At 59.4% G+C, this 20165-nt stretch carries 15 protein-coding genes and 4 pseudogenes; 8 read left to right on the top strand and 11 right to left on the bottom strand.

The window, feature by feature from the left end; genetic code table 11:
- Positions 1 to 3: 3 nt before the first annotated feature.
- The 9 genes and pseudogenes from ACLKMW_RS23200 to ACLKMW_RS23160 all read right to left on the bottom strand — a co-directional run bounded on the left by ACLKMW_RS23200 (position 4) and on the right by ACLKMW_RS23160 (position 7912).
- A complete protein-coding gene (locus tag ACLKMW_RS23200; RefSeq protein ID WP_415726900.1) occupies positions 4 to 1428 on the bottom strand; it encodes a cytosine permease in 1425 nt (474 codons plus the stop codon).
- Positions 1425 to 1601, bottom strand: a complete 177-nt coding sequence (locus ACLKMW_RS23195; protein ID WP_415726899.1) for a hypothetical protein — start codon at positions 1599 to 1601, stop codon at positions 1425 to 1427. Before ACLKMW_RS23195 ends, ACLKMW_RS23200 begins: the two co-directional genes overlap by 4 nt.
- 377 nt (positions 1602 to 1978) lie before the next feature.
- Complete coding sequence (locus tag ACLKMW_RS23190) at positions 1979 to 3037, bottom strand: helix-turn-helix transcriptional regulator (RefSeq protein WP_415726898.1); 1059 nt, start codon at positions 3035 to 3037, stop codon at positions 1979 to 1981.
- A 292-nt stretch (positions 3038 to 3329) separates the two neighbouring features.
- A pseudogene (locus tag ACLKMW_RS23185) lies at positions 3330 to 4664 on the bottom strand (NAD(P)-binding domain-containing protein); the annotation flags it as partial.
- Between the two features lie 313 nt (positions 4665 to 4977).
- Positions 4978 to 5271, bottom strand: coding sequence for a hypothetical protein (locus ACLKMW_RS23180; protein WP_415726897.1), 294 nt, complete (start codon positions 5269 to 5271; stop codon positions 4978 to 4980).
- Between the two features lie 22 nt (positions 5272 to 5293).
- Positions 5294 to 5740, bottom strand: coding sequence for a 2Fe-2S iron-sulfur cluster-binding protein (locus ACLKMW_RS23175; RefSeq protein ID WP_415726896.1), 447 nt, complete (start codon positions 5738 to 5740; stop codon positions 5294 to 5296).
- Positions 5659 to 5871: a hypothetical protein gene (locus ACLKMW_RS23170; RefSeq protein ID WP_415726895.1), complete on the bottom strand. Its 213-nt coding sequence runs from the start codon at positions 5869 to 5871 to the stop codon at positions 5659 to 5661. The genes ACLKMW_RS23175 and ACLKMW_RS23170 overlap by 82 nt, the downstream gene beginning before the upstream one ends.
- Positions 5872 to 5931: 60 nt before the next feature.
- A pseudogene (groL, locus tag ACLKMW_RS23165) lies at positions 5932 to 7558 on the bottom strand (chaperonin GroEL).
- A 39-nt stretch (positions 7559 to 7597) separates the two neighbouring features.
- Entirely contained in the window at positions 7598 to 7912 is a 315-nt protein-coding gene (locus ACLKMW_RS23160) for a co-chaperone GroES (protein WP_415726894.1), read from the bottom strand.
- 330 nt (positions 7913 to 8242) lie between these two features.
- Here ACLKMW_RS23160 and ACLKMW_RS23155 point away from each other — a divergent pair, with 330 nt between their 5' ends.
- From ACLKMW_RS23155 to ACLKMW_RS23145, 3 genes are all read left to right on the top strand, one after another.
- The gene (locus tag ACLKMW_RS23155) at positions 8243 to 8587 is read left to right on the top strand and encodes a hypothetical protein (protein ID WP_415726893.1); all 345 of its coding nucleotides are present in this window, start codon (positions 8243 to 8245) and stop codon (positions 8585 to 8587) included.
- A 288-nt stretch (positions 8588 to 8875) separates the two neighbouring features.
- Positions 8876 to 9343, top strand: coding sequence for an Hsp20 family protein (locus tag ACLKMW_RS23150; RefSeq protein ID WP_415726892.1), 468 nt, complete (start codon positions 8876 to 8878; stop codon positions 9341 to 9343).
- Positions 9344 to 9434: 91 nt separating this feature from the next.
- Complete coding sequence (locus tag ACLKMW_RS23145) at positions 9435 to 9944, top strand: Hsp20/alpha crystallin family protein (protein ID WP_415726891.1); 510 nt, start codon at positions 9435 to 9437, stop codon at positions 9942 to 9944.
- 254 nt (positions 9945 to 10198) lie between these two features.
- Here ACLKMW_RS23145 and ACLKMW_RS23140 read toward each other — a convergent pair whose 3' ends face one another.
- Entirely contained in the window at positions 10199 to 11611 is a 1413-nt protein-coding gene (locus ACLKMW_RS23140; RefSeq protein ID WP_415726916.1) for a helix-turn-helix domain-containing protein, read from the bottom strand.
- Positions 11612 to 11733: 122 nt separating this feature from the next.
- On the opposite strand from ACLKMW_RS23140, the gene ACLKMW_RS23135 reads away from it, so the two are divergent.
- The 5 genes and pseudogenes from ACLKMW_RS23135 (at position 11734) to scpA (ending at position 18511) form a co-directional block, all read left to right on the top strand.
- Positions 11734 to 12306 (top strand): biotin transporter BioY, encoded by a 573-nt coding sequence (locus ACLKMW_RS23135; protein WP_415726890.1) that lies wholly within the window; start codon positions 11734 to 11736, stop codon positions 12304 to 12306.
- On the top strand, positions 12306 to 13838 hold the full coding sequence (locus ACLKMW_RS23130) for an acyl-CoA carboxylase subunit beta (protein WP_415726889.1): 1533 nt from the start codon (positions 12306 to 12308) through the stop codon (positions 13836 to 13838). The genes ACLKMW_RS23135 and ACLKMW_RS23130 overlap by 1 nt, the downstream gene beginning before the upstream one ends.
- Positions 13839 to 14046: 208 nt before the next feature.
- On the top strand, positions 14047 to 16050 hold the full coding sequence (locus ACLKMW_RS23125; protein ID WP_415726888.1) for an acetyl-CoA carboxylase biotin carboxylase subunit: 2004 nt from the start codon (positions 14047 to 14049) through the stop codon (positions 16048 to 16050).
- Between the two features lie 9 nt (positions 16051 to 16059).
- Positions 16060 to 16259: pseudogene (locus tag ACLKMW_RS23120) on the top strand (electron transfer flavoprotein subunit beta/FixA family protein); the annotation flags it as partial.
- Between the two features lie 109 nt (positions 16260 to 16368).
- Positions 16369 to 18511 (top strand): annotated as a pseudogene (gene scpA, locus ACLKMW_RS23115) (methylmalonyl-CoA mutase).
- A 183-nt stretch (positions 18512 to 18694) separates the two neighbouring features.
- Here scpA and ACLKMW_RS23110 read toward each other — a convergent pair.
- Complete coding sequence (locus ACLKMW_RS23110; RefSeq protein ID WP_415726887.1) at positions 18695 to 20077, bottom strand: amidase; 1383 nt, start codon at positions 20075 to 20077, stop codon at positions 18695 to 18697.
- Positions 20078 to 20165: the final 88 nt, after the last annotated feature.

Genomic DNA, 20165 nt, shown 5'->3' with positions numbered 1-20165 from the left:
GCGCTAGCGCGCCCGCTTCGCCTCCGGGCTGATATCGCCGAATAGTCTCATGCCCAGATAGTAGACCAGGGCTCCGACCAGCACCGATGGCAGCGAAGCCGTCGTGTACTGGACCAGTTCCATGTTCGGGACGAACGAGACAGGATCAAGCAGCGCGATGTAGGTCAGCGCTCCCAGAACCAAGGCCACGAAACCGGGGGGATTGATGCCGCCCTTGTACCAATAGCATGACCGTTTGTCGTGCCGGAACAGGGAAGGAACATGGAGCGTGTCGATGCGCCTGAACGCGAACCAGTCTACGATTTGGACGCCGACCAGCGGCGCGATGAAAATGCCGACAAAAGCCATGAATGTACCGATGTTGTCGTAGAAAGCGGCCGAGAAAAAGATTTCAACGATGAACATCGGCGTCAGGACCAGGAAAGTCTTGACCGGCCATGACAGGCTCTTGGCGACGAGCGGTATTTGGCCAATACCGAGTGCCGCGGCGTGAGAGCCGACAAGCGCAGATCCGAGATTCGACAGGATGACGAAAAGCAGAACCACGATACCGGCCACCGGGCCGGCAACTTCCACGATCCAGATCGCCGGATCAGGCTGGCCCACGACGAGACCGGAGTAGAGACCGATCAGGCCGATTGCGGCCCAGCCCAGCCCGAGCGACCCCATGGACGGATAGATCGCCTTGCCAGCCCGGTTCACCAGCCTGAACATGCTACCCATATAAGCCCACCAGCCAAGCGTCGAAACCAGCAGCACTTCCAGGGCGATCGAATAGTTCATCAATCGCCCGTCCGGAAGTGGCGCAAGCGGCTTCGCCTCTACGATCGCCGACAGGCCATAGGTTTGAAGCAGCAGGACATACATCCACGAGCCGATGACGAATATTCCAATGGCCACGATGACGCCGGTATATTTCAACCCCTCTGCTCCAAGCAGCAAAAGCGCCCAGATACCGAAGGTGGCAAGCACGGAAGCGACGATCGCCACGCTGCCTTGCATGTCTCCCGTTATCAGCCCCAGTTGAAGCAACGTCGAGGAGAATGCACGTCCAAGAAAGATGATGAGAACGCAATTCCAGCCAATCAGGGTCAGATACTGAATGAACAAGGCGAAAGCTGAACCGCGCGCACCCAGTTGCGGCTTGGTCGTGCTTACAGTCTCGAGACCATATTTGGTGATAGCCGGAATTTGAGCCAGACTGATAAGGAATTGTGAGATCAGACCTCCCGCCAACATTGCTGCGGTGCCTTCACGAGCATCCACGTAATTTGCGGTGAAACCTCCAACCACGAAAGACCAGGTTGCCACACCTGCTGTGATCGATACCGCTCCGGCCTGCCAACCTCCCCAGGTACGCTGAGCCAGTGGTACGGGCCAACTTCCCACGGACTGATCGAGTGCGCCCTCTACATTGCCGCTTTTCATGCCCACCCCCAAATCAGCAGGAGTGCCGGCGCCAGGATGCCGCCAAGACACAGAACGATCACATCTTTGCGCGTAAGCGGTTCGCCCGTGGGAAGAAATTCCAGTAAGTCGATTTTATCGTCCAGACTTTCCGTCACGGCATCCGCCGTAAAATCCATCTGAGTTGCTTGCATTACGTTCCCCTTTGTTGTCGTGAATGGAGCTTGGCTGCTGTCGTGTAAGCAATGCGCAGTCGCCCGTTGCGAAGCGGCTTGGAAGGCGCTTTACGAGCCGGGTCCGGCGGATATCTATCCTCCTTCCTGAATCAGGCGCCGGTACTATCGGCTATCGGCCGGATCCAGGCCGGCCGGTCTTGCGCTAGGGAATTTTCGGCAGTCCTGAGAAGTGCGGCAATAGTGCCTGATGGCACTACCCTCCTCGTGCGGAGGGCTCTGATCGTCAGGATCGGGATCAGCAGCGTTCGACGGAAATCGACGCCTTCTTCGGCAGCGCGGATTCCCGCGCCGATACGGTAAGAATAAATTAGCGGTGTCGCGACCTTCGATATGCCTTAGCGTGAATTGCGTTCGACGGCTTCAAGTCGCGCCTTCAACTGGCTGGTGAAGGGCATGACCGCGGAGATCATTGCCCGTTCGGAGGTCACACCGAATTTGCGGTACATGCGCAAACGGCAGTTCTTGATCGAGCCCTTGGCTATGCCAAGGCGTTGGGCGATGGCGCCCGTGCTCAGCCCCTCCAGAGTGAAGAGCATGATATCGCGCTCGCGAGGGGTGAGTTGATCGATCACCGCCGATGCAGCCTCGCCGTTCATCGCCTCGGTGAAGCCGGCTTCGTCGGCGGCGTAGACCAGCACGCCGCCTGGGGCTATCGGATTCATCTCGTCCAGTGGAAGCAGGCGCAACGGCGATGCGATGTTGGCCACGATTTCGGCGGCATCGTGAGCAGAGGTCGCCTCCAGCAATGCCACCATCCGGTGATCACGCGCCTCAAGCTCCCTCCAGCCGGGCGTCGAAAAAACCAGCCGTCCCGAGCGATCGAGCACGCTGATGGCGCCATCTTCAATCGCGCGCCGATCCGACATTTCATGCGAGAGGTTGGCGAAGAGCAACCGCATATGGGTTTGATGGAAGTCGAGCATGGCCGGGAACAGCCGCTGGACCTGGTCGAGATCGTCGCCGGTGAAGCGGCGATCGCGCCTTTCGAGAAAAAGTGAAATGCAGGATGCGCCGGGCACCGGCAGGAAGACCGCCAGTTCGTCCGTAAACTCGGCTTTGCGCCTGAATTCCTGCGCGTAAAAATTGCGATCGATCGCCAACGGCAAGGCGGCGTCCATCGTTTCAACCCGGGCGTGTGAGTTGCTGCGCCAGGAACAGAGATAGGGGTCGCCCGAGTTGGGCTTCATCTGGAGATAATAGTCGACCAAAGTGGCTTTTATTGCCTTGGTGTAGAGAACGTCCGGCTCTGATCCGGCACGGTAACGAACTATCCAGCCCATATCGTGCGGCAGCACGGCGCCGACGAGTTCGAGAAGGCGAAGGTGAAAATTGGGTTCGCCGATATCCCTTGCCAGATTGGTCAGCGCGACGACGGTCTCTTCTTCATCAATCATCCATGGTTCCTCGGCTTAGCGGGGATCCCGACATCTGAAAGGCGAACATGGCCACTAGAAGCTCGACCTCCAAGGTGGATTTTGACAGTTTCTTTGAACGGATCAACTCCTCGCGCGAATATGTCTCCCCGAAATCTCAAATGATTTCGGGGAGGCACGAAAGGTAGCGTCAACAAGCCTCCTTCTGGTTGGCGTGGACCAGGCTGGCCTCGGCAGACCGCATACCCGGTGATTGTGGCTTGACCCCCTCGGCGGCCGCAGAACTTGCCTGTTCGTCGGCCGGCCTGGGAAGCTGCAGATATGCCTCCAGCGAATCATCCAGGGCTTCAAGCCACAATGTGTGGTGTTTGGGGGCCATGGTCCCGGTGAGCAGCGAGCGGTAGCCATGATTGCGGAAGCCCATGATGTCTTCCATCTTGTGGTGCTCCCACTCCATGAACGTCTTGTTGACGGCCGGGATGTTGAAGTCGGGATAGTCGGTCAGGTCGATCAGACCTTGGATGTAGTCGCCCTGGAACCAGATCATCTGCTCGGCGTCCTGGAGCTTTTCCTCACGCGCTCGCCACTTCTGGCTGTCGGCCGTCATCTCGGCCTTGCCCGGCAGCGGGATGCGCCCCAGCATGACGTCGCGGGCAAACCACGCCTGCGCGTCGAACATGTTGAAGGTGTAAAACTGGTCCTGCATGCCGAGATAGAACAGCTTCGGGTTCTGTTCCCACACCACGCCCTTGTAGAGCCCAAGCGGCCACAGCCGGTTGTCGGTCTTCAGCCTCAGATCCTCGGTCAGGAACGGGAAATAATGCAGGTAGCCGGTGCACATGATGATGGCGTCGAACTCGCGCGAACTGCCGTCCTTGAAGTGGCAGGTCTTGCCCTTGACCCGCATCAACAGCGGCTTTTCCTCCCAGTTCTTCGGCCATTTGAAGCCCATCGGCTTGGAGCGGTAGCTGTTGGCGATGAATCGGGCACCGTATTTGTAGCACTGCGAGCCGATGTCCTCGGCCGAATAGCTGCGGCCAATCAAAAGCACGTCCTTGCCCCTGAACTCCAGCGCGTCGCGGAAGTCATGCGAATGCAAGACGCGGCCGCCGAATTTCTCGATGCCCTCGAAATGCGGCACGTTCGGCGTGGAGAAATGCCCTGAGGCGACGACGACATGGTCGAACTCTTCGGCATAGACTACGTCCTTGGTGCGGTCGTGCACGGTGACGGTGAACTTGCCGCTCGCCTCCGAATAGGTGACCATGCGTACGGCGGTGTTGAAGCGCACCCAATTGCGCACGTCGGCCTTCTCGACGCGACCCTTGATGTAGTCCCACAGCACTGCGCGCGGCGGATAGGAGGCGATCGGCCGGCCGAAATGTTCCTCGAAGGTATAGTCGGCGAACTCCAGGCATTCCTTGGGGCCGTTCGACCATAGATAACGGTACATCGAGCCATGTACCGGATCGCCGTACTCGTCGGTGCCGGTGCGCCAGGTGTAGTTCCACAGCCCACCCCAATCCGACTGCTTCTCGAAGCAGACGATTTCGGGAATGTCAGCGCCCTTGGCGGCAGCCGACTGAAACGCTCTAAGCTGTGCCAGGCCCGACGGTCCGGCGCCGATGACTGCTACCCTTTTATCCATACAATCTTCTCCCGGATATTTTTCTCGCGTGAAAAGAATTTTCACTCAGAGGAGATTATAGCCACTAGTGACTTGGTCAATAATGCCATTGGTCACCACAGGCGTGCTTTGGCACGACGGCAGCAAACGTAATGCACGGCATTTCCGAACCCCGCAATGATGTTTTTAGTTTTGACCGCTACGAGAATCGAGTTAGCTGGTAACCCCGACATTAATCCAAAATTTCTTCAAGCGCTTTAAATCGAACAAGCTGCTTTCCAATGTCGATTTGGTAATCTTGTCCCTGATATACATGCTCCATGGAGCAATCTCTCTAGGTATATTTATAACAGAAATATTTCTTTTGCGCCACTAACGCGCGCGATTGACAATCACTCTGCCGATCCGTCCGCAAATCGGCGGGCAGGGATCGCGACGGACTGACCTCTCTCGGCCAGCTGAACGTAAACCGGCGGAGATGCGCTTGTGCAATCGCCGCGCAATTCTGCTGGCGTGCGCAGTACCGGAACGGCTCTTCCGTAAGCCACATCTGATGCTTGACGATCACAATGCGGCGAGCCAGCGCAACGATCGCCCTGCGGTGCCATAACGCCTCGCGATTTTTCATTGCCCACGCTCTGAGGGCGCACTTATACGTCCAGGACAAGAACCGGTGATTTCGCGCGGGAAACGCACAGGCACATGTTGTTGTTCGCGGCCTTGCTGGCGGGTGTCAAGAACAGATCGCGGTAGTCGGGCCCGCCTACTAGCACATCCGTGACACAGGTGTCCCAGACGCCCTGCTCACAGGAAAAATCGACATCGATCCCGTTGTCCTGCAGCACCTCCATGAGGCTCTTGTCTTCTGGACGATATAGCTGCCGCCGGAGCGCGCAAGCCGCACTTCGAACTGCCACTCGGTCCTGCGAGTGCGGCAGGATCACCGGAGAAGTATTCGAGGTGGACGACCTCGGGCGGCCAGTCCCTGCCGCCCGGAGCGCAGTTTTTTGACCTTTCAACTTCGGTCTGCGGTGCCATGGGTGACCTTGCGCGCAGCCAAAAACATCACGGAACAGGCAGCCTTTCGGCGGTCCCATCCGGCGGCTTCCGCTCTGTCGAGCAGTTCTGAAAGAACCGGACCCAGCACCGCTTTCAGGTCCGCGTCGTAGTTCAGATCGCTTGGCGAACGCTGCGGCGGCGGAAACCTTTCAATGTCCATTATGTTCATTACAGCACCCTGTGGTGAAGTGCCGTGCCCGCGATGACACGCCGAAGCACTGGCTCATTGTCAGAAGTCTACGCCGCCAGGCATCGGCGGAGCGGCCGGCGTTTCCTTCTTCGGCTTCTCGGCGACCATCGCTTCCGTGGTCATCAGGAGGCCGGCGACGGACGCCGCGTCCTGGAGCGCGATCCGCACCACCTTGACCGGATCGATGACACCCTGTTTGTAAAGGTCCCCGAACTCGTTTGTCTGTGCGTTCCAGCCGTAGCCAAAGTCGGCTGCTTCGCGCAGTTTGCCGACGATGATCGAGCCTTCGGCGCCGGCGTTCTCGGCGATCTGGCGGACAGGAGCCTCGATCGCCTTGCGCACGATCTCGACGCCGTGCTTCTGATCGGCATTTTCCGTCGCAACGCCATTAAGCGCCTTGACCGCCCGCAGCAGCGCGACACCGCCGCCCGGCAAGATGCCTTCCTCCACGGCCGCCCGCGTCGCGTGCATCGCATCATCGACACGATCCTTGCGCTCCTTGACCTCGACCTCGGTTGAGCCGCCGACGCGGATCACAGCGACGCCCCCGGCGAGCTTAGCCAGCCGCTCCTGCAGCTTTTCACGATCATAATCGGAGGTGGTCTCCTATCTGCGCCTTGATCTGGTTGACGCGGCCCGCGATCTCGGTCTTCGAGCCGGCCCCGTCGACAATCGTCGTGTTTTCCTTCTCCACCACCACCTTCTTGGCCCGGCCGAGCATGTTCAGGGTCACGTTCTCGAGCTTGATGCCGAGATCCTCCGAAATCGCGGTGCCACCGGTGAGAATGGCGATGTCTTCGAGCATCGCCTTGCGGCGGTCGCCAAAACCCGGCGCCTTGACTGCAGCGACCTTGAGGCCGCCACGCAGTTTGTTGACGACGAGCGTGGCCAGAGCCTCACCCTCGACATCCTCGGCGATGATCAGCAGCGGCTTGCCTGACTGGACGACGGCCTCGAGCACCGGCAGGAGCGCCTGCAGGTTGGAGAGCTTTTTCTCGTGTATCAGCACATAAGGTTCTTCAAGCTCCACGCGCATCTTGTCCGGATTGGTGATGAAGTAAGGCGAGAGATAGCCGCGGTCGAACTGCATGCCTTCGACCACTTCGAGCTCGGTCTCGGCGGTCTTGGCTTCTTCCACTGTAATGACGCCCTCGTTGCCGACCTTCTGCATCGCTTCGGCCAAGAAGCGGCCGATCTCAGTGTCGCCGTTGGCCGAGATGGTGCCGACCTGAGCGATCTCGTCATTGTTGGTCACCTTGCGGGCATTCGCCGTCAGTTCTTCGACGATCGCGTCGACCGCCTTGTCGAGACCGCGCTTCAGGTCCATCGGGTTCATGCCGGAGGCGACAGCTTTGGCGCCTTCCCGGACGATTGCCTGGGCGAGCACGGTCGCTGTGGTGGTACCATCGCCGGCGATATCGCTCGTCTTCGAGGCGACCTCGCGGACCATCTGCGCGCCCATGTTCTCGAACTTGTCTTCAAGTTCGATCTCTTTGGCGACAGTGACGCCATCCTTGGTGATGCGGGGCGCGCCGAACGACTTGTCCAGGACGACGTTTCGTCCCTTTGGTCCAAGTGTGACCTTTACCGCGTTGGCCAGGATATCGACGCCACGCAGCATCTTCTCGCGGGCCTCTGTATGAAACTTGACTTCCTTGGCAGCCATTGGACTACTCCTTTCCAAGCAGCGTTCTTGTCCACCCGCTCAGGCAGCCTTGTTGGCTTCGGCGGTAACCTCGATCACGCCCATCGCGTCGCTTTCCTTCAGGATGAGCAGGTCCTCGCCATTGAGCTTGATCTCGGTACCCGACCATTTGCCGAACAGGATGCGATCACCAACCCTGACGTCGAGTTCGACCAGCTTGCCGGTGTCGTCGCGAGCCCCGGGCCCAACAGCGATGACCTCGCCTTCCTGCGGTTTTTCCTTGGCGGTGTCGGGGATGATGATGCCGCCGGCAGTCTTCTCTTCGGCCTCGATGCGGCGGACCAGGATTCGGTCGTGCAAGGGACGGAACGTCATGTCGTTCTCCTCATGGATAGCAGATTTTTCAAGAGGTCGCTCCGCGCCGCCGCCGAAGCTTCGGGCGGGGTCGCGCGATCCTTTACGGCATCGCGCGCAAAACGATCTGGTTTCGGTTTTTCGAGTTTCAAGAGGTCACTCGAAAAATTTTAGCACTCCGCACACGAGAGTGCTACCGACATGAAATCATACGACTATTCGCGTCGGAGCATGATATCGAGCATCTTGAAATCACGCCGGAGCAAACCAAAATTCTTATGAGTGGGATCTCTTGAAGATCCTACAATGACGCAGAATGCAAAGGAGAACTTTGGAAGCGGAGGACCATCGATGGAACGCGGCGTCTCGACGATCATCCCCTCGACCGCGCATGAAACCTCGGATTTTTGGCTCGACCGACTGCTTTACCCGGCGCGGCACTTCAGCCACCCCGACCATGTCGTGGAAGACAAAAAGCTCAACATACAGGAAAAACGTGCGATCCTCGCCTCATGGGCCTCGGATGCCTGTGCGGTCGAATCCGTGCCGGCGTTGCGCAAGCCTCCCGGTGCCGCGGCTCCGGTGACTTTCGACGCGGTCATGGATGCGTTGCGACGGCTGGACGCTATCTCCATATCCGTTGCCAGAGGATCTGAGCATCTGCCAAGCCGGGAAGGCCAGCCACTGGATGCATAATAGCGGTCTGTGTAGACAGGAACCGGCGGACCGATCAAACAGCAGCCGTCACTTCGTTCTCGGGCTAGATCAGGTCGATCAACGCGGCCACGCCCCGGGCGGTTTTTGCCCGCGATGCTCGGTCAATAGATGCGATAGCCGAAAGATCTTCAGGCCCTCTTGACGTTGGGGAAGGCCGTTCCCAACTCCTTTCTGTCGGTCGCCATGAACCGGACCGACGGGTCAGGGAGCGCCAGGCTGCTTCTTGGCGCTCTCTCGTATCTATGTTGCTCCGAGGAGGATGTAGCTATGAGAACGAACATGGACTTTTCTCCCTTCTACAGGTCGAGCATCGGCTTCGACCGTATTTTCGACCTGCTCGAAAAGGCCAATGTTCCGCAGAACGGTGACAATTGGCCGCCATATGACATCACCAAGCTCAGCGAGGAGGCCTATCGCATCGTCATCGCGGTGGCAGGATTTGGCGAGAACGAGCTGACGATCACGCATGAGCCGAATATGCTGGTGATCAACGGAGCCAAGACCGAGAACGAGGAGGTGCAGTACCTCCATCATGGCCTGGCACTGAGGCCGTTTGTCCGCCACTTCGAACTCGCCGACCACGTGATGGTAGAGGGCGCGAAATTGGAAAATGGCCTGCTGATCATCGACCTCAAGAAGGAAATTCCCGAGGAGATGAAGCCGCGCCGGATCGCGATCAATGCCGCGCCGGCCAAGAAGTCATCGAAGCGGATCGAGGGCGAAGTAGCGGCCTGACCAGAAAACTGGCCTATGTAATCGCCTGTTCCGACGGGGAGTAACGACCAAAACGAGAAAGGAACACGAAGAGCAGGAAAGGAGAAATAAGATGAGTGTACGTGGCCTGATGCCCTGGAACCGTGGCAACAACCAGGCTCCGACGATCTATAGCGGCGACGACATGGACCCGTTCCTGTCGTTGCACCGCAACGTCAACCGGCTGTTCGACGAGGCCTTCCGGGGTTTTGACACTCCTGCGATGTTTGGCCGAATGATGCCGCGCAGCGGCGGCTGGCCGAACGTCGAATTCTCGGAAACCGACAAGGAGATTCGGGTGACGGCTGAAGTGCCTGGTCTTGAGGAAAACGACGTCGAGGTATTGTTGGAGGACGGGGTCTTGACGCTGCGTGGCGAGAAGAAGTCGGAAACCGAGGACAAGGATCGTCACTTCAGCGAACGCTACTATGGGCGTTTCGAACGGCGTCTTGCCCTTGGCCGTGAGGTCGACGAGAACAAGGTCGCCGCGAACTTCAAGAATGGTGTGCTTACGGTGACGCTGCCGAAGACCGAAAAGGCGCAGGCAAACGCCAAGCGCATCGCGATCAACAGCAGCAAGTGACCCCTTTACGCGGGCAAGCCCACCGGGTGCCCTCCGGGTGCCCGGCGGCATCCTTCCAAAAAATGGAGGGATGGCAATGACAGAGCCACGCTCACTGCCGCGACGAGAGTAGAGCACCACGTGCGTCCGTCCTTAACTGCGCACCGTCGCCCCCCGCAAGCGGAGTGTTGTTACCATTTTCACCAAGGCGGTAACAACGCGGGATCACTTGGCACTAAAAGGGAGTGCTCTGGAAACGGGTTTGTCGGCCCGACCTATATTAGCGTGTACGGTAATATTCCGCGTCGATCCCGATCCACGGCCAGCCGCCGCTTGAGCGGCGGAACGGCACGTTGGGGGCAATTCACCCTTTCGCAGACGCGACAGGATATTCCGATCGGATCGAAGGCCGAGCGGTTATTGAGATCGAGCCCGTCAGCATAGACGAAGTCGGCAGCATACGAGATTTCGCAGCCCAGCGCGATGGCGTAACGTCGCTGCATGGTATTGAAGCCCCCGCCGCTCTTGGCGATCTCTGTCGCGAGACTGAGGTAGCGCACACCATCCGGTGTCTCGGCAAGTTGCCGGATGATGCGGCCGGGCCTTTCGAACGCCTGGTGTGCGTTCCACAGCGGACAAGCCGCACCGTAACGCGCGAACTGCAGCTTTGCCGCGCTGTGGCGCTTGGTGATATTCCCCGCACGGTCGATGCGGGCGAAAAATACCGGCACACCTTTCATCGCGGGCCGCTGCAAGGTCGACAGACGGTGCGCGACCTGCTCAATGCTGGCTCCGAAACGCGTGGCCAGCATTTCAAGGTCGTGGCGAAGTTCTTTCCCTGCCGTGAGAAACGGTTGATAGGGCAGGGTCAAGGCACCGGCGAAGTAGTTCTGCAGACCGATCGTGCAAATCTCCGCCGCCTCTTGGGTGCGGAATTCGGCGTCGCGCGCGATCGCGTCTATTTCCATTTTCATTTCCAGTGTGGCGATCTGGAAGGCCATCTGGAAATTGCGTGTCGCTGCAGGTGCATAAGGGTTCAGGAACAAGGCCTTTGCAGCCGGATCATAGCGTCTTAGAACGCCCTCTTCGGCCTTGGTATCTAGAATGCGAACGGCATGGCGCGCTTCAAGATGACTGGCCAGCGCTGCGCTGGTATTCCCATCGGGCAGGTCGAGATTCGTCGCCAGGCGCTCAGCTGCCAGATCCAGTTCATGGACGTAGTTGTCGACGAAATGGAAAAAGTCCCGCACCTCCTCGTAGGGGGTTGGATCCGCGGTGGACGTAGCGCTTCCAATTGAATGATCCAGGCTGGCCAGTTGCTCGCTCGTACGCCGATACGCCTGATGTGAGGAGATCAGAGCGCGCGCGAACGTTGGCGCGTTCTGCGTGATGAGTTTCAACTCCTGAAGGCTGGGGCGGTAGCTCTCGAACACAGGGTCCGAAAGCGCCTCGGTCAATGCCGAGATCATGCGATCGCCGTCCGATTGCGAAATATCGGCAAGATCGATGCGGAATTTTTCTGCAAGCGCAAGCAGCACTGCCGCCGAGACAGGACGCTGGTTGTTTTCGATTTGGTTCAGATAGCTTGTCGAGATCCCGAGCCGTTCGGCGAACTGCGTCTGGGTAACATTCTGAAGCTGACGCAGTTCGCGTATCTTTCGGCCAATGTAAAGCTTGTTGGAAGGCATTCGCAAAATCGCAAAAACAACTTTGCAATTTTGTACACTACGCTTCTGCACCTTTTCAAGCATTCAAACAATCATTTGCATGGTGTTAGTTCCGCTCGACCCCTACGCTGAACAGGAAGTTGATGCCCTTGTTTCAAGCCATCATCGAGCGCCGAAATCCCCCCCTTGCGCTGAACGGAGCTACCGTCATCGCCGCCTCTCTAGGGTTGACGCTGTCGTCCAAGATCGTAGTGCCCTTCGATCCCGTACCGTTCACTACTCAGACACTCGTCGTGGTCGGGCTCGGCCTGGCGCTGGGGCGGCGGCGCGCCCTGGTCGCGGTCCTGCTCTATCTGATGCAAGGAGCCGTTGGCCTGCCTGTTTTTGCCGAAACGCCCGAGAAGGGGATTGGCATAGATTATATGCTCGGGCCAACTGGCGGCTATCTCGTCGGATACTTGCTTGCCGTTCTGGTCGCCGGCAGCCTTGGTGAGCGCGGCTGGAGAAAACCCGCATCGGCTGCAGCGGCTGCATTGCTCGCTTCGGCAGTCGTCTACATTCCCCGCCTTTTTTGGCTGGGCACGGTCATCGGCTGGTTCAAGCCCGTGCTTGCTTTGGGCCTCTACCCCTTCTTTCTCGGGGATGTCGTCAAGGCGATGCTTGTCGTTTTGCTGTTCACCGTCACCGGCAGAACCTTCGGTTCAGGGCGGTCCTGATGCGCGCCGTTCTCGAGCAACTGGAAGCCCGTCGCCGGCAAGCGCGACTGGGTGGCGGCGAAAGGCGAATCGCCAACCAACATGCGAAGGGAAAACTGACGGCGCGCGAACGCCTCGACGTGCTCCTCGATGAAGGATCGTTCGAGGAATACGACATGTATGTGACACATCGTGCCACCGATTTCGGCATGGCCGAGCACAAGGTCGCGGGGGACGGCGTGGTCACCGGCTGGGGCACCATCAACGGCCGCCTCGTCTACGTCTTCTCCCAAGATTTCACCGTCTTCGGTGGTTCGCTGTCAGAAACGCATGCCCAGAAAATCTGCAAGATCATGGATATGGCGGTGCGCAACGGCGCGCCGGTGATCGGGCTGAACGACAGCGGTGGCGCTCGTATTCAGGAGGGGGTCGCGTCGCTGGCCGGCTACGCCGACGTGTTCAAGCGCAATGTCGAGGCGTCTGGCGTCATCCCGCAAATCTCAGTCATCATGGGTCCTTGCGCGGGCGGGGCGGTCTATTCGCCGGCCATGACAGATTTCATCTTCATGGTGCGCGACAGCTCCTACATGTTCGTGACCGGGCCGGACGTGGTGAAGACCGTCACCAACGAGATCGTGACAGCCGAAGAACTCGGCGGCGCGCGCACCCATACCGAGAAATCCTCGGTGGCCGACGGCGCCTATGAGAACGACATAGAAGCGCTGGAGCAGGTTCGCGCATTGTTAGACTTTCTGCCGCTCAACAACCGCGAACGGCCCCCGACCCGCCCCTTTCACGACGACCCGGCGCGTATCGAGATGCGGCTCGATACGCTGATACCCGACAATGCCAACAAACCGTACAATATGAAGGAACTGATCCTGGCGATCGCCGACGAGGGCGATTTCTTCGAGATCCAGGAAGCTTTCGCCAAAAACATCATCACCGGCTTCGTGCGCCTCGAAGGCCGGCCGGTCGGCGTCGTAGCCAATCAGCCAATGGTGCTGGCCGGATGCCTGGATATCGATTCCTCGCGCAAGGCGGCGCGATTCGTGCGCTTCTGCGATGCCTTTTCCATCCCTATTCTGACCTTGGTCGACGTGCCGGGCTTCCTGCCGGGCACAGCTCAGGAATATGGCGGCGTCATCAAGCATGGCGCCAAGCTATTGTTCGCCTATGCCCAGGCTACCGTGCCCATGGTGACGGTGATCACCCGCAAGGCGTATGGCGGCGCCTATGACGTGATGGCCTCAAAGCACATTGGCGCCGACATCAACTACGCCTGGCCGACAGCGGAAATCGCGGTAATGGGCGCCAAGGGAGCGGCGGAGATCCTCTACCGTTCGGAGCTTGACGACAGAGAGCGTATTGCCGCGCGCACCCGGGAATATGAGGAACGTTTCGCTAATCCGTTCATCGCCGCCGAGCGCGGCTTCATCGACGAGGTGATCATGCCGCATTCTTCGCGTCGCCGCATTGTCCGCGCATTCGCGGCACTGCGCGGCAAGAGCTCAGACGCGCGCTGGAAGAAACACGACACCATGCCGCTCTGAAGGGAGTCAGACGATGTGCGATCAGGGCCTTGTGGCGACACGATCTTGGCCACGCCCGGCAGCTCGCATCGCTCGTCGGAGCACCCGGAAAGTCTGGCCTGGCTGGAACATCACGCACAGATGGATATCTGCGGGCCTTGGAAAGGACGGGTATGGAATGGCAACGGGTTCCAACTCCGAAACACTCATCGTCTAGTGATAGGTAACCATGTTCAAAAAGATACTCATCGCCAATCGAGGCGAGATCGCCTGCCGGGTCATTAAAACGGCGCGGAAGATGGGCATCGCCACCGTCGCCATTTTTTCCGACGCCGATCGCGAAGCGTTGCATGTGAAGCTGGCCGACGAAGCCGTCCATGTCGGTGCGGCGCCATCGAGCGAGTCCTATCTCGTCATCACCAAGATCATCGACGCGGTGCGCGCGACTGGCGCTGACGCGGTGCATCCGGGTTACGGCTTCCTGTCGGAGAATGCGCACTTCGCGGAGGCACTGAAGGCGGAGGGCGTGACATTCATCGGCCCGCCGGGCGTAGCGATCGAAGCGATGGGCGACAAGATCACTTCCAAGAAGATCGCAGCTTCAGCTGGCGTGTCGACGGTGCCTGGTCACATGGGCCTGATCGACGATGCCAACGCGGCCGTCAAGATCGCCAACTCGATCGGCTATCCTGTCATGATCAAGGCCTCGGCCGGTGGCGGCGGCAAGGGCATGCGTATCGCGTGGAACGATGCCGAAGCCCGGGAGGGCTTTCAGTCGTCCAGGAACGAAGCGAAGTCGTCGTTTGGCGATGATCGCATCTTCATAGAAAAGTTCGTTACCCAGCCGCGCCATATCGAAATCCAGGTGCTGGGCGACCAGCATGGCAATCTTATCTATCTAGGCGAGCGCGAATGCTCGATCCAACGCCGCAACCAGAAGGTGATCGAGGAGGCCCCGTCGCCGTTCCTCGATGACGCAACGCGCAGGTCCATGGGCGAACAGGCCGTGGCGCTGGCCCAGGCAGTCGGTTATTTCTCGGCCGGTACCGTCGAATTCATCGTCGACGGCGATCGCAATTTCTACTTCCTCGAAATGAACACGCGCCTGCAGGTCGAGCACCCGGTGACGGAGCTGATCACCGGCATTGACCTGGTCGGGGAGATGATCCGCGTCGCGGCCAGCGAGAAGCTCAGGCTTTCACAGCGTGACGTTAAGCTCAACGGTTGGGCAATGGAGGCCCGGCTCTATGCCGAAGATCCTTACCGCAGTTTCTTGCCGTCGACCGGCCGACTTACCCGCTACCGCCCGCCACAGGAGGGTAGGCGCGACGACGGCACCGTGGTGCGCAACGACACCGGCGTGTTCGAGGGCGGCGCTATCTCGATTCACTACGACCCAATGATCGCCAAGCTCTGCACCTGGGCGCCGGATCGCGCAATGGCAGTGGCTGCAATGGGCCTGGCGCTCGATGATTTCGAAGTGGAGGGGATCGGCCACAATCTGCCTTTTCTGTCGGCTGTGATGGATCGTCCGCGCTTTCAAGGTGGCCACCTGACCACGGCTTTCATAGCCGAGGAGTATCCTGACGGTTTCTCCGGCGTTGTGCCTTCGCAGGAGCAGGCGAGAAAGCTTGCAGCCGTCGCCGCGTTCATCGACCTTGCAGTGCAGCGGCGCAGTATGCAGATTTCCGGTAATTTGGCCGATCGCAGGTGCTCGGCGGGCAAGGACCGCGTGGTTACGCTTTCGGGCTTTGTCTTCCCGGTTCATATCGAGACGGAAGACAGCGGCATCGTCGTAACATTCGCGGGCGAAACATCCGCTGCTGTCGCGAGCGACTGGCTGCCGGGCCAGCAGCATGCGCACTTTGCAGTCGATGGAACGCCACTCGGCGTCAAGACTTCGCGGTCCGGCAGCGGCTGGCGCCTGCGCTGGCGTGGCATGGATGTGGTTGCCAATGTGCGCAACCCGCGCGTGGCCGAGCTCGCGCGACTTATGCCAGTGAAGCTGCCGTCAGACACCTCCAAGATGCTGCTTTGTCCGATGCCTGGGATCATTACTTCGATCGCTGTCCGCGAAGGCGACCATATCGAAGTGGGCCAGGCACTTGCCACGATCGAGGCGATGAAAATGGAGAACGTGCTGCGCGCCGACCGCAGAAGTGTCGTCAAACGTGTCGCTACCGCCAAAGGCGCCAGTCTCGCGGTGGACGAACTCATCATGGAATTTGAGTAGGAGGCAGGCGTGAAGATTCTCGTCCCAGTACGACGGGTCGTGGCTGCGAATGTGAAGGGGAGGATCAAGGCTGATGGTTCGGCTGTCAAACTTGCTGACGTGAAGATGGAATGAACCCGTTGGACGAGATCCCGTGGAAGAAACCATCCGCTTGAAGAAAGCTGAAGGCCGAGGAGATTGTAATGGTTTCCATGGGCTCGCAGCAGGCCATGGGTGGAAGCGGCGCTCTCTAAGGTCGCTGACTACGGCATCGTCGGGACCTGTCCACCATCCTACCGGAACTCGAAAAGGCGCTTTGACGCTATTAGGGAGGCGACATTGCTGGATACGCCACTGAAATGGCGCTCTCTTGCAGGAGGGGAGACCAAGGTCGATTTGGACACGCTGGTCTGGTGTACACCCGAAGGTATCGACATCAAGCCGCTCTACACAGTCAAAGACCTCGAACGGGTCGGGCATCTAGGTTCGCTTCCGCGAGAAACGCCGTTCGTGCGTGGCCCGCGCGCCACGATGTATGCCGGCAGGCCCTGGACGATCCGCCAATATGCCGGTTTCTCCACGGCGGAAGAGTCCAACGCATTCTACCGCAAAGCGCTCGCCGCCGGCCAGCAGGGTGTTTCGGTCGCTTTCGACCTCGCCACCCATCGCGGCTATGATAGCGATCATCCGCGCGTGGAGGGCGATGTCGGCAAGGCGGGCGTGGCAATCGATTCTGTCGAGGACGTGAAGATCCTGTTCGACGGCATCCCTCTCGACAAGGTTTCGGTATCGATGACTATGAACGGGGCGGTGATACCGATCCTCGCCAACTTCATCGTTGCTGGCGAAGAGCAGGGGGTGCCCCGAGCCATGCTGTCGGGCACCATCCAGAATGACATACTCAAGGAGTTTATGGTCCGCAACACTTACATCTACCCGCCCGAGCCATCGATGCGGATCATTGCCGACATCATCGAGTACACGGCGAGAGAGATGCCGAAGTTCAATTCCATCTCGATCTCGGGTTATCACATGCAGGAAGCCGGCGCGACCCTGGTGCAAGAACTCGCCTTTACGCTCGCCGACGGGCGCGAATATGTACGCGCGGCCATCGCCAAGGGGCTGAACGTCGATGACTTCGCCGGGCGATTATCATTCTTCTTCGCAGTCGGCATGAATTTTTTCATGGAAGCTGCCAAGTTGCGCGCGGCTCGGCTCTTGTGGTCGCGCCTCATGCAGGAGTTCAAGCCGCTGAAAACGTCCTCGCTGATGTTGCGCACTCATTGTCAGACCTCGGGCGTGTCGCTGCAAGAGCAAGATCCCTACAACAACATCGTTCGCACGGCCTTCGAAGCGATGAGCGCCGTACTTGGCGGCACACAGTCCTTGCACACCAATTCATTCGATGAGGCAATCGCCCTGCCAACAGAATTCTCGGCTCGCATCGCCCGCAACACCCAGCTCATCTTGCAGCACGAGACAGGAGTTACCAAGGTCGTCGATCCGTTGGCCGGATCCTATTATGTAGAGAGTCTGACCAACAATCTGGCCGAAAAGGCCTGGACGCTGATCGAGGAGGTCGACGCCTTAGGTGGTATGACCAAGGCCGTGGCAAGCGGCCTTCCTAAGCGGTTGATTGAGGAGGCGGCAACGCGCCGTCAGGCCGCGATAGACCGCAGCGAACAGGTCATCGTCGGCGTGAATAAATACCGGCTTGATGAGGAAGATGATATCTCGGTTTTGGAGGTCGACAACAGCGCCGTACGCCAGGCGCAGATCGCCCGCATCGAACGGACCCGTCGTCGTCGAAGTCCCAGGCTAGTGGAGGAGGCGCTGGCTGCAATGTATGACGTCGCCCGTTCCGGCGAGGGCAACATCCTAGCCGCTGCGATCGAAGCGTCCCGTGCGCGCGCCACTGTCGGCGAGATCTCGGACGTCTTGCGACGCGCCTTCGGCAACCATTCAGCAGTGCCTGAGGTGATGAAAGGTGTTTACCGCAATGCTTATGGCGACGAGCCGGAATATCATACCCTCGTCTCGCGGCTGGAGGAGATTTCGGCCAGGATCGGCGTCCCGCCGCGGATCATGGTGGCCAAGCTCGGCCAGGATGGCCACGATCGCGGCGCAAAAGTCATAGCCTCGGCCTTCGGCGATCTCGGCTTCGAAGTTGTTGCCGGTCCGCTATTTCAAACGCCAGAGGAGGCGGCCGATCTGGCGATCACTGCCCAAGGTGCATCTGGTCGGCGTGTCGTCGCTAGCGGCTGGTCACAAGACGCTTCTGCCGCAATTCGTCGAGACCTTGAAACAGAAAGGCGGTCAAAACGTGATCGTAGTGTGTGGCGGTGTGGTACCGCGCCAGGATTACCAGTTCCTGCTCGACCACGGCGTCGCCGCGATTTTCGGCCCCGGTACCAATGTGCTCGATGCTGCGCGTGCTGTGCTCGACCTTCTGGAAGGCCAGCGACGAAACATGTGTGGTTAGTGCGTGATGTGCGTGCGATCGCCGTTTTCCATGGCCAGTTTCCGGTGGTCCCAGCCTTGGCTTTGCGCCAGCCGCTGGCGGACGAATCCGGCGGTACGATGCAGCCTGATCCTCTCAGAAGTAAGGACGTGCCTGCTGCCGCTCCAGAGAGATGATCATGCGGGCTGGCATTTTTGGCTCCTTTCAGGATTCGGTCTCGAGCCAGTGGCAAAGCCGCAGAACAAGATCATCGCGGCCGAATGCCCCGAAAACAAGCACGCCGAGAGGCAGGTCGCTTCCAGAATGAGACGCTGGCACGGTGGCAACCGGGCAGCCGGTCAGATTGGCGTACATGTTGAACGGCGAAAAGCCGATCCAGTTTTCCGGCACTGATTGACCGTCGATGGTTGACGGGGGGCTGCGTAGCGGAAATGCCGGACACGCGGTGGCAGGTGCCAGCAGAATGTCGAACGCTTCGAAGTAGGTTTCGAACGCATTCCTGATCTTCTGTCGCCGCAGTTCGGCATTCAGGAGTTGGCTTGCAGTGATGTTGCGGCCGTGCTCCAGCGTGGCTCGGGTTTCAGGATGGAGTTCGGCGGATTTCTGGTCGAGCAGAAATCCGCGCGCGGCATATTCATAGGCGCAGCCGATCACGTCGATGATCTCGCCCGGCGGCTCGATGGGGAGTTGAACTTCCTCGACCGCGTGGCCGAAACCCGAAAGTCGCGACGCGGTATTTTCCACGGCTGCCCGGCAGATTGGCTCGACGGGCAGGTCCGGATGCGAAATCAGCCAGCCTATGCGCAGGCGCCGCAACGGTTGGGCAAGTGCGTCGGTAAATGCGGTCGAACGTGCCAGGCGGCGCGCGAACGGATCGCGCTCGTCATATCCGGCGGTCAGATCCAGCGCCAGCGCGGCGTCTCGCGCAGAATTGGTAATCGGACCGACATCGTAGAGGCTCGGCCAATCGTCCCAATTCGGCCAGACGGGGATTGTGCGATGCGAAGGTTTGATGCCGAACGTACCGCAGAAGGCGCTGGGGATTGTGATCGATCCGGCCGTATCGGTGCCGGTACCAAGCGGCACGATACCGGCCGCCACTGCGGCCGCCGAGCCGCCGCTCGATCCGCCCGAAGTGCACGCAAGATCCGAGGGGGTTCGGCAGTCCGATCCAAGCAGGTTCGTGGTCTCGCCAAGCAGCGTAAACTCCGGCGTATTGGTCTTGCCGATGATGATCGCGCCGGCCGCCTTCAGCCTTTCGACATGTATGGTGTCCACAGGCGGAACGTAGTCCTGGTAGACCTTCGATCCGAAAGTCGTGCGGACACCGTGGGTCGCTTCGGCATCCTTGGCGGCGATTGGCACGCCGAGCAGGGGCGGCAGAGGGCCCCCGGCATTCAGCCGCTCCTCCGCTTCGCGTGCCGCTTGCAGCGCTTCGGCCTCACAAACCGTCAGGAAGGCATGGAGGCGTGGATTCCATGACTTGATCTGCCTAAGGCTAGCCTCGACGGCTTCCGTCGGCGGGACCTGCCCCGAAGCGATCTGGTCCCTCAGATCCGTCAGCGATCTCAAATTTGCGTCGGTCATCTCTTATGGTATACCATACTATGAAGAGCCAAGTTCCTTGTCAATGGACTGTCGAATCTGTTTTCGTGCCAAGGCAAAAGGAGTTCTG

The sequence above is a fragment of the Borborobacter xinjiangensis genome, assembly GCF_047739745.1.
Taxonomy (GTDB): domain Bacteria; phylum Pseudomonadota; class Alphaproteobacteria; order Rhizobiales; family Rhizobiaceae; genus Pseudaminobacter.
This window is presented reverse-complemented; position numbering and strand designations above follow the sequence as displayed.

Coding starts and splice junctions, on each gene's coding strand:
- ACLKMW_RS23200 (WP_415726900.1), bottom strand. CDS start 1,428: ATGAAAAGCGGCAATGTAGAGGGCGCACTCGATCAGTCCGTGGGAAGT.
- ACLKMW_RS23195 (WP_415726899.1), bottom strand. CDS start 1,601: ATGCAAGCAACTCAGATGGATTTTACGGCGGATGCCGTGACGGAAAGT.
- ACLKMW_RS23190 (WP_415726898.1), bottom strand. CDS start 3,037: ATGATTGATGAAGAAGAGACCGTCGTCGCGCTGACCAATCTGGCAAGG.
- ACLKMW_RS23180 (WP_415726897.1), bottom strand. CDS start 5,271: ATGAAAAATCGCGAGGCGTTATGGCACCGCAGGGCGATCGTTGCGCTG.
- ACLKMW_RS23175 (WP_415726896.1), bottom strand. CDS start 5,740: ATGGGACCGCCGAAAGGCTGCCTGTTCCGTGATGTTTTTGGCTGCGCG.
- ACLKMW_RS23170 (WP_415726895.1), bottom strand. CDS start 5,871: ATGAACATAATGGACATTGAAAGGTTTCCGCCGCCGCAGCGTTCGCCA.
- ACLKMW_RS23160 (WP_415726894.1), bottom strand. CDS start 7,912: ATGACGTTCCGTCCCTTGCACGACCGAATCCTGGTCCGCCGCATCGAG.
- ACLKMW_RS23155 (WP_415726893.1), top strand. CDS start 8,243: ATGGAACGCGGCGTCTCGACGATCATCCCCTCGACCGCGCATGAAACC.
- ACLKMW_RS23150 (WP_415726892.1), top strand. CDS start 8,876: ATGAGAACGAACATGGACTTTTCTCCCTTCTACAGGTCGAGCATCGGC.
- ACLKMW_RS23145 (WP_415726891.1), top strand. CDS start 9,435: ATGAGTGTACGTGGCCTGATGCCCTGGAACCGTGGCAACAACCAGGCT.
- ACLKMW_RS23140 (WP_415726916.1), bottom strand. CDS start 11,611: ATGCCTTCCAACAAGCTTTACATTGGCCGAAAGATACGCGAACTGCGT.
- ACLKMW_RS23135 (WP_415726890.1), top strand. CDS start 11,734: ATGCCCTTGTTTCAAGCCATCATCGAGCGCCGAAATCCCCCCCTTGCG.
- ACLKMW_RS23130 (WP_415726889.1), top strand. CDS start 12,306: ATGCGCGCCGTTCTCGAGCAACTGGAAGCCCGTCGCCGGCAAGCGCGA.
- ACLKMW_RS23125 (WP_415726888.1), top strand. CDS start 14,047: ATGTTCAAAAAGATACTCATCGCCAATCGAGGCGAGATCGCCTGCCGG.
- ACLKMW_RS23110 (WP_415726887.1), bottom strand. CDS start 20,077: ATGACCGACGCAAATTTGAGATCGCTGACGGATCTGAGGGACCAGATC.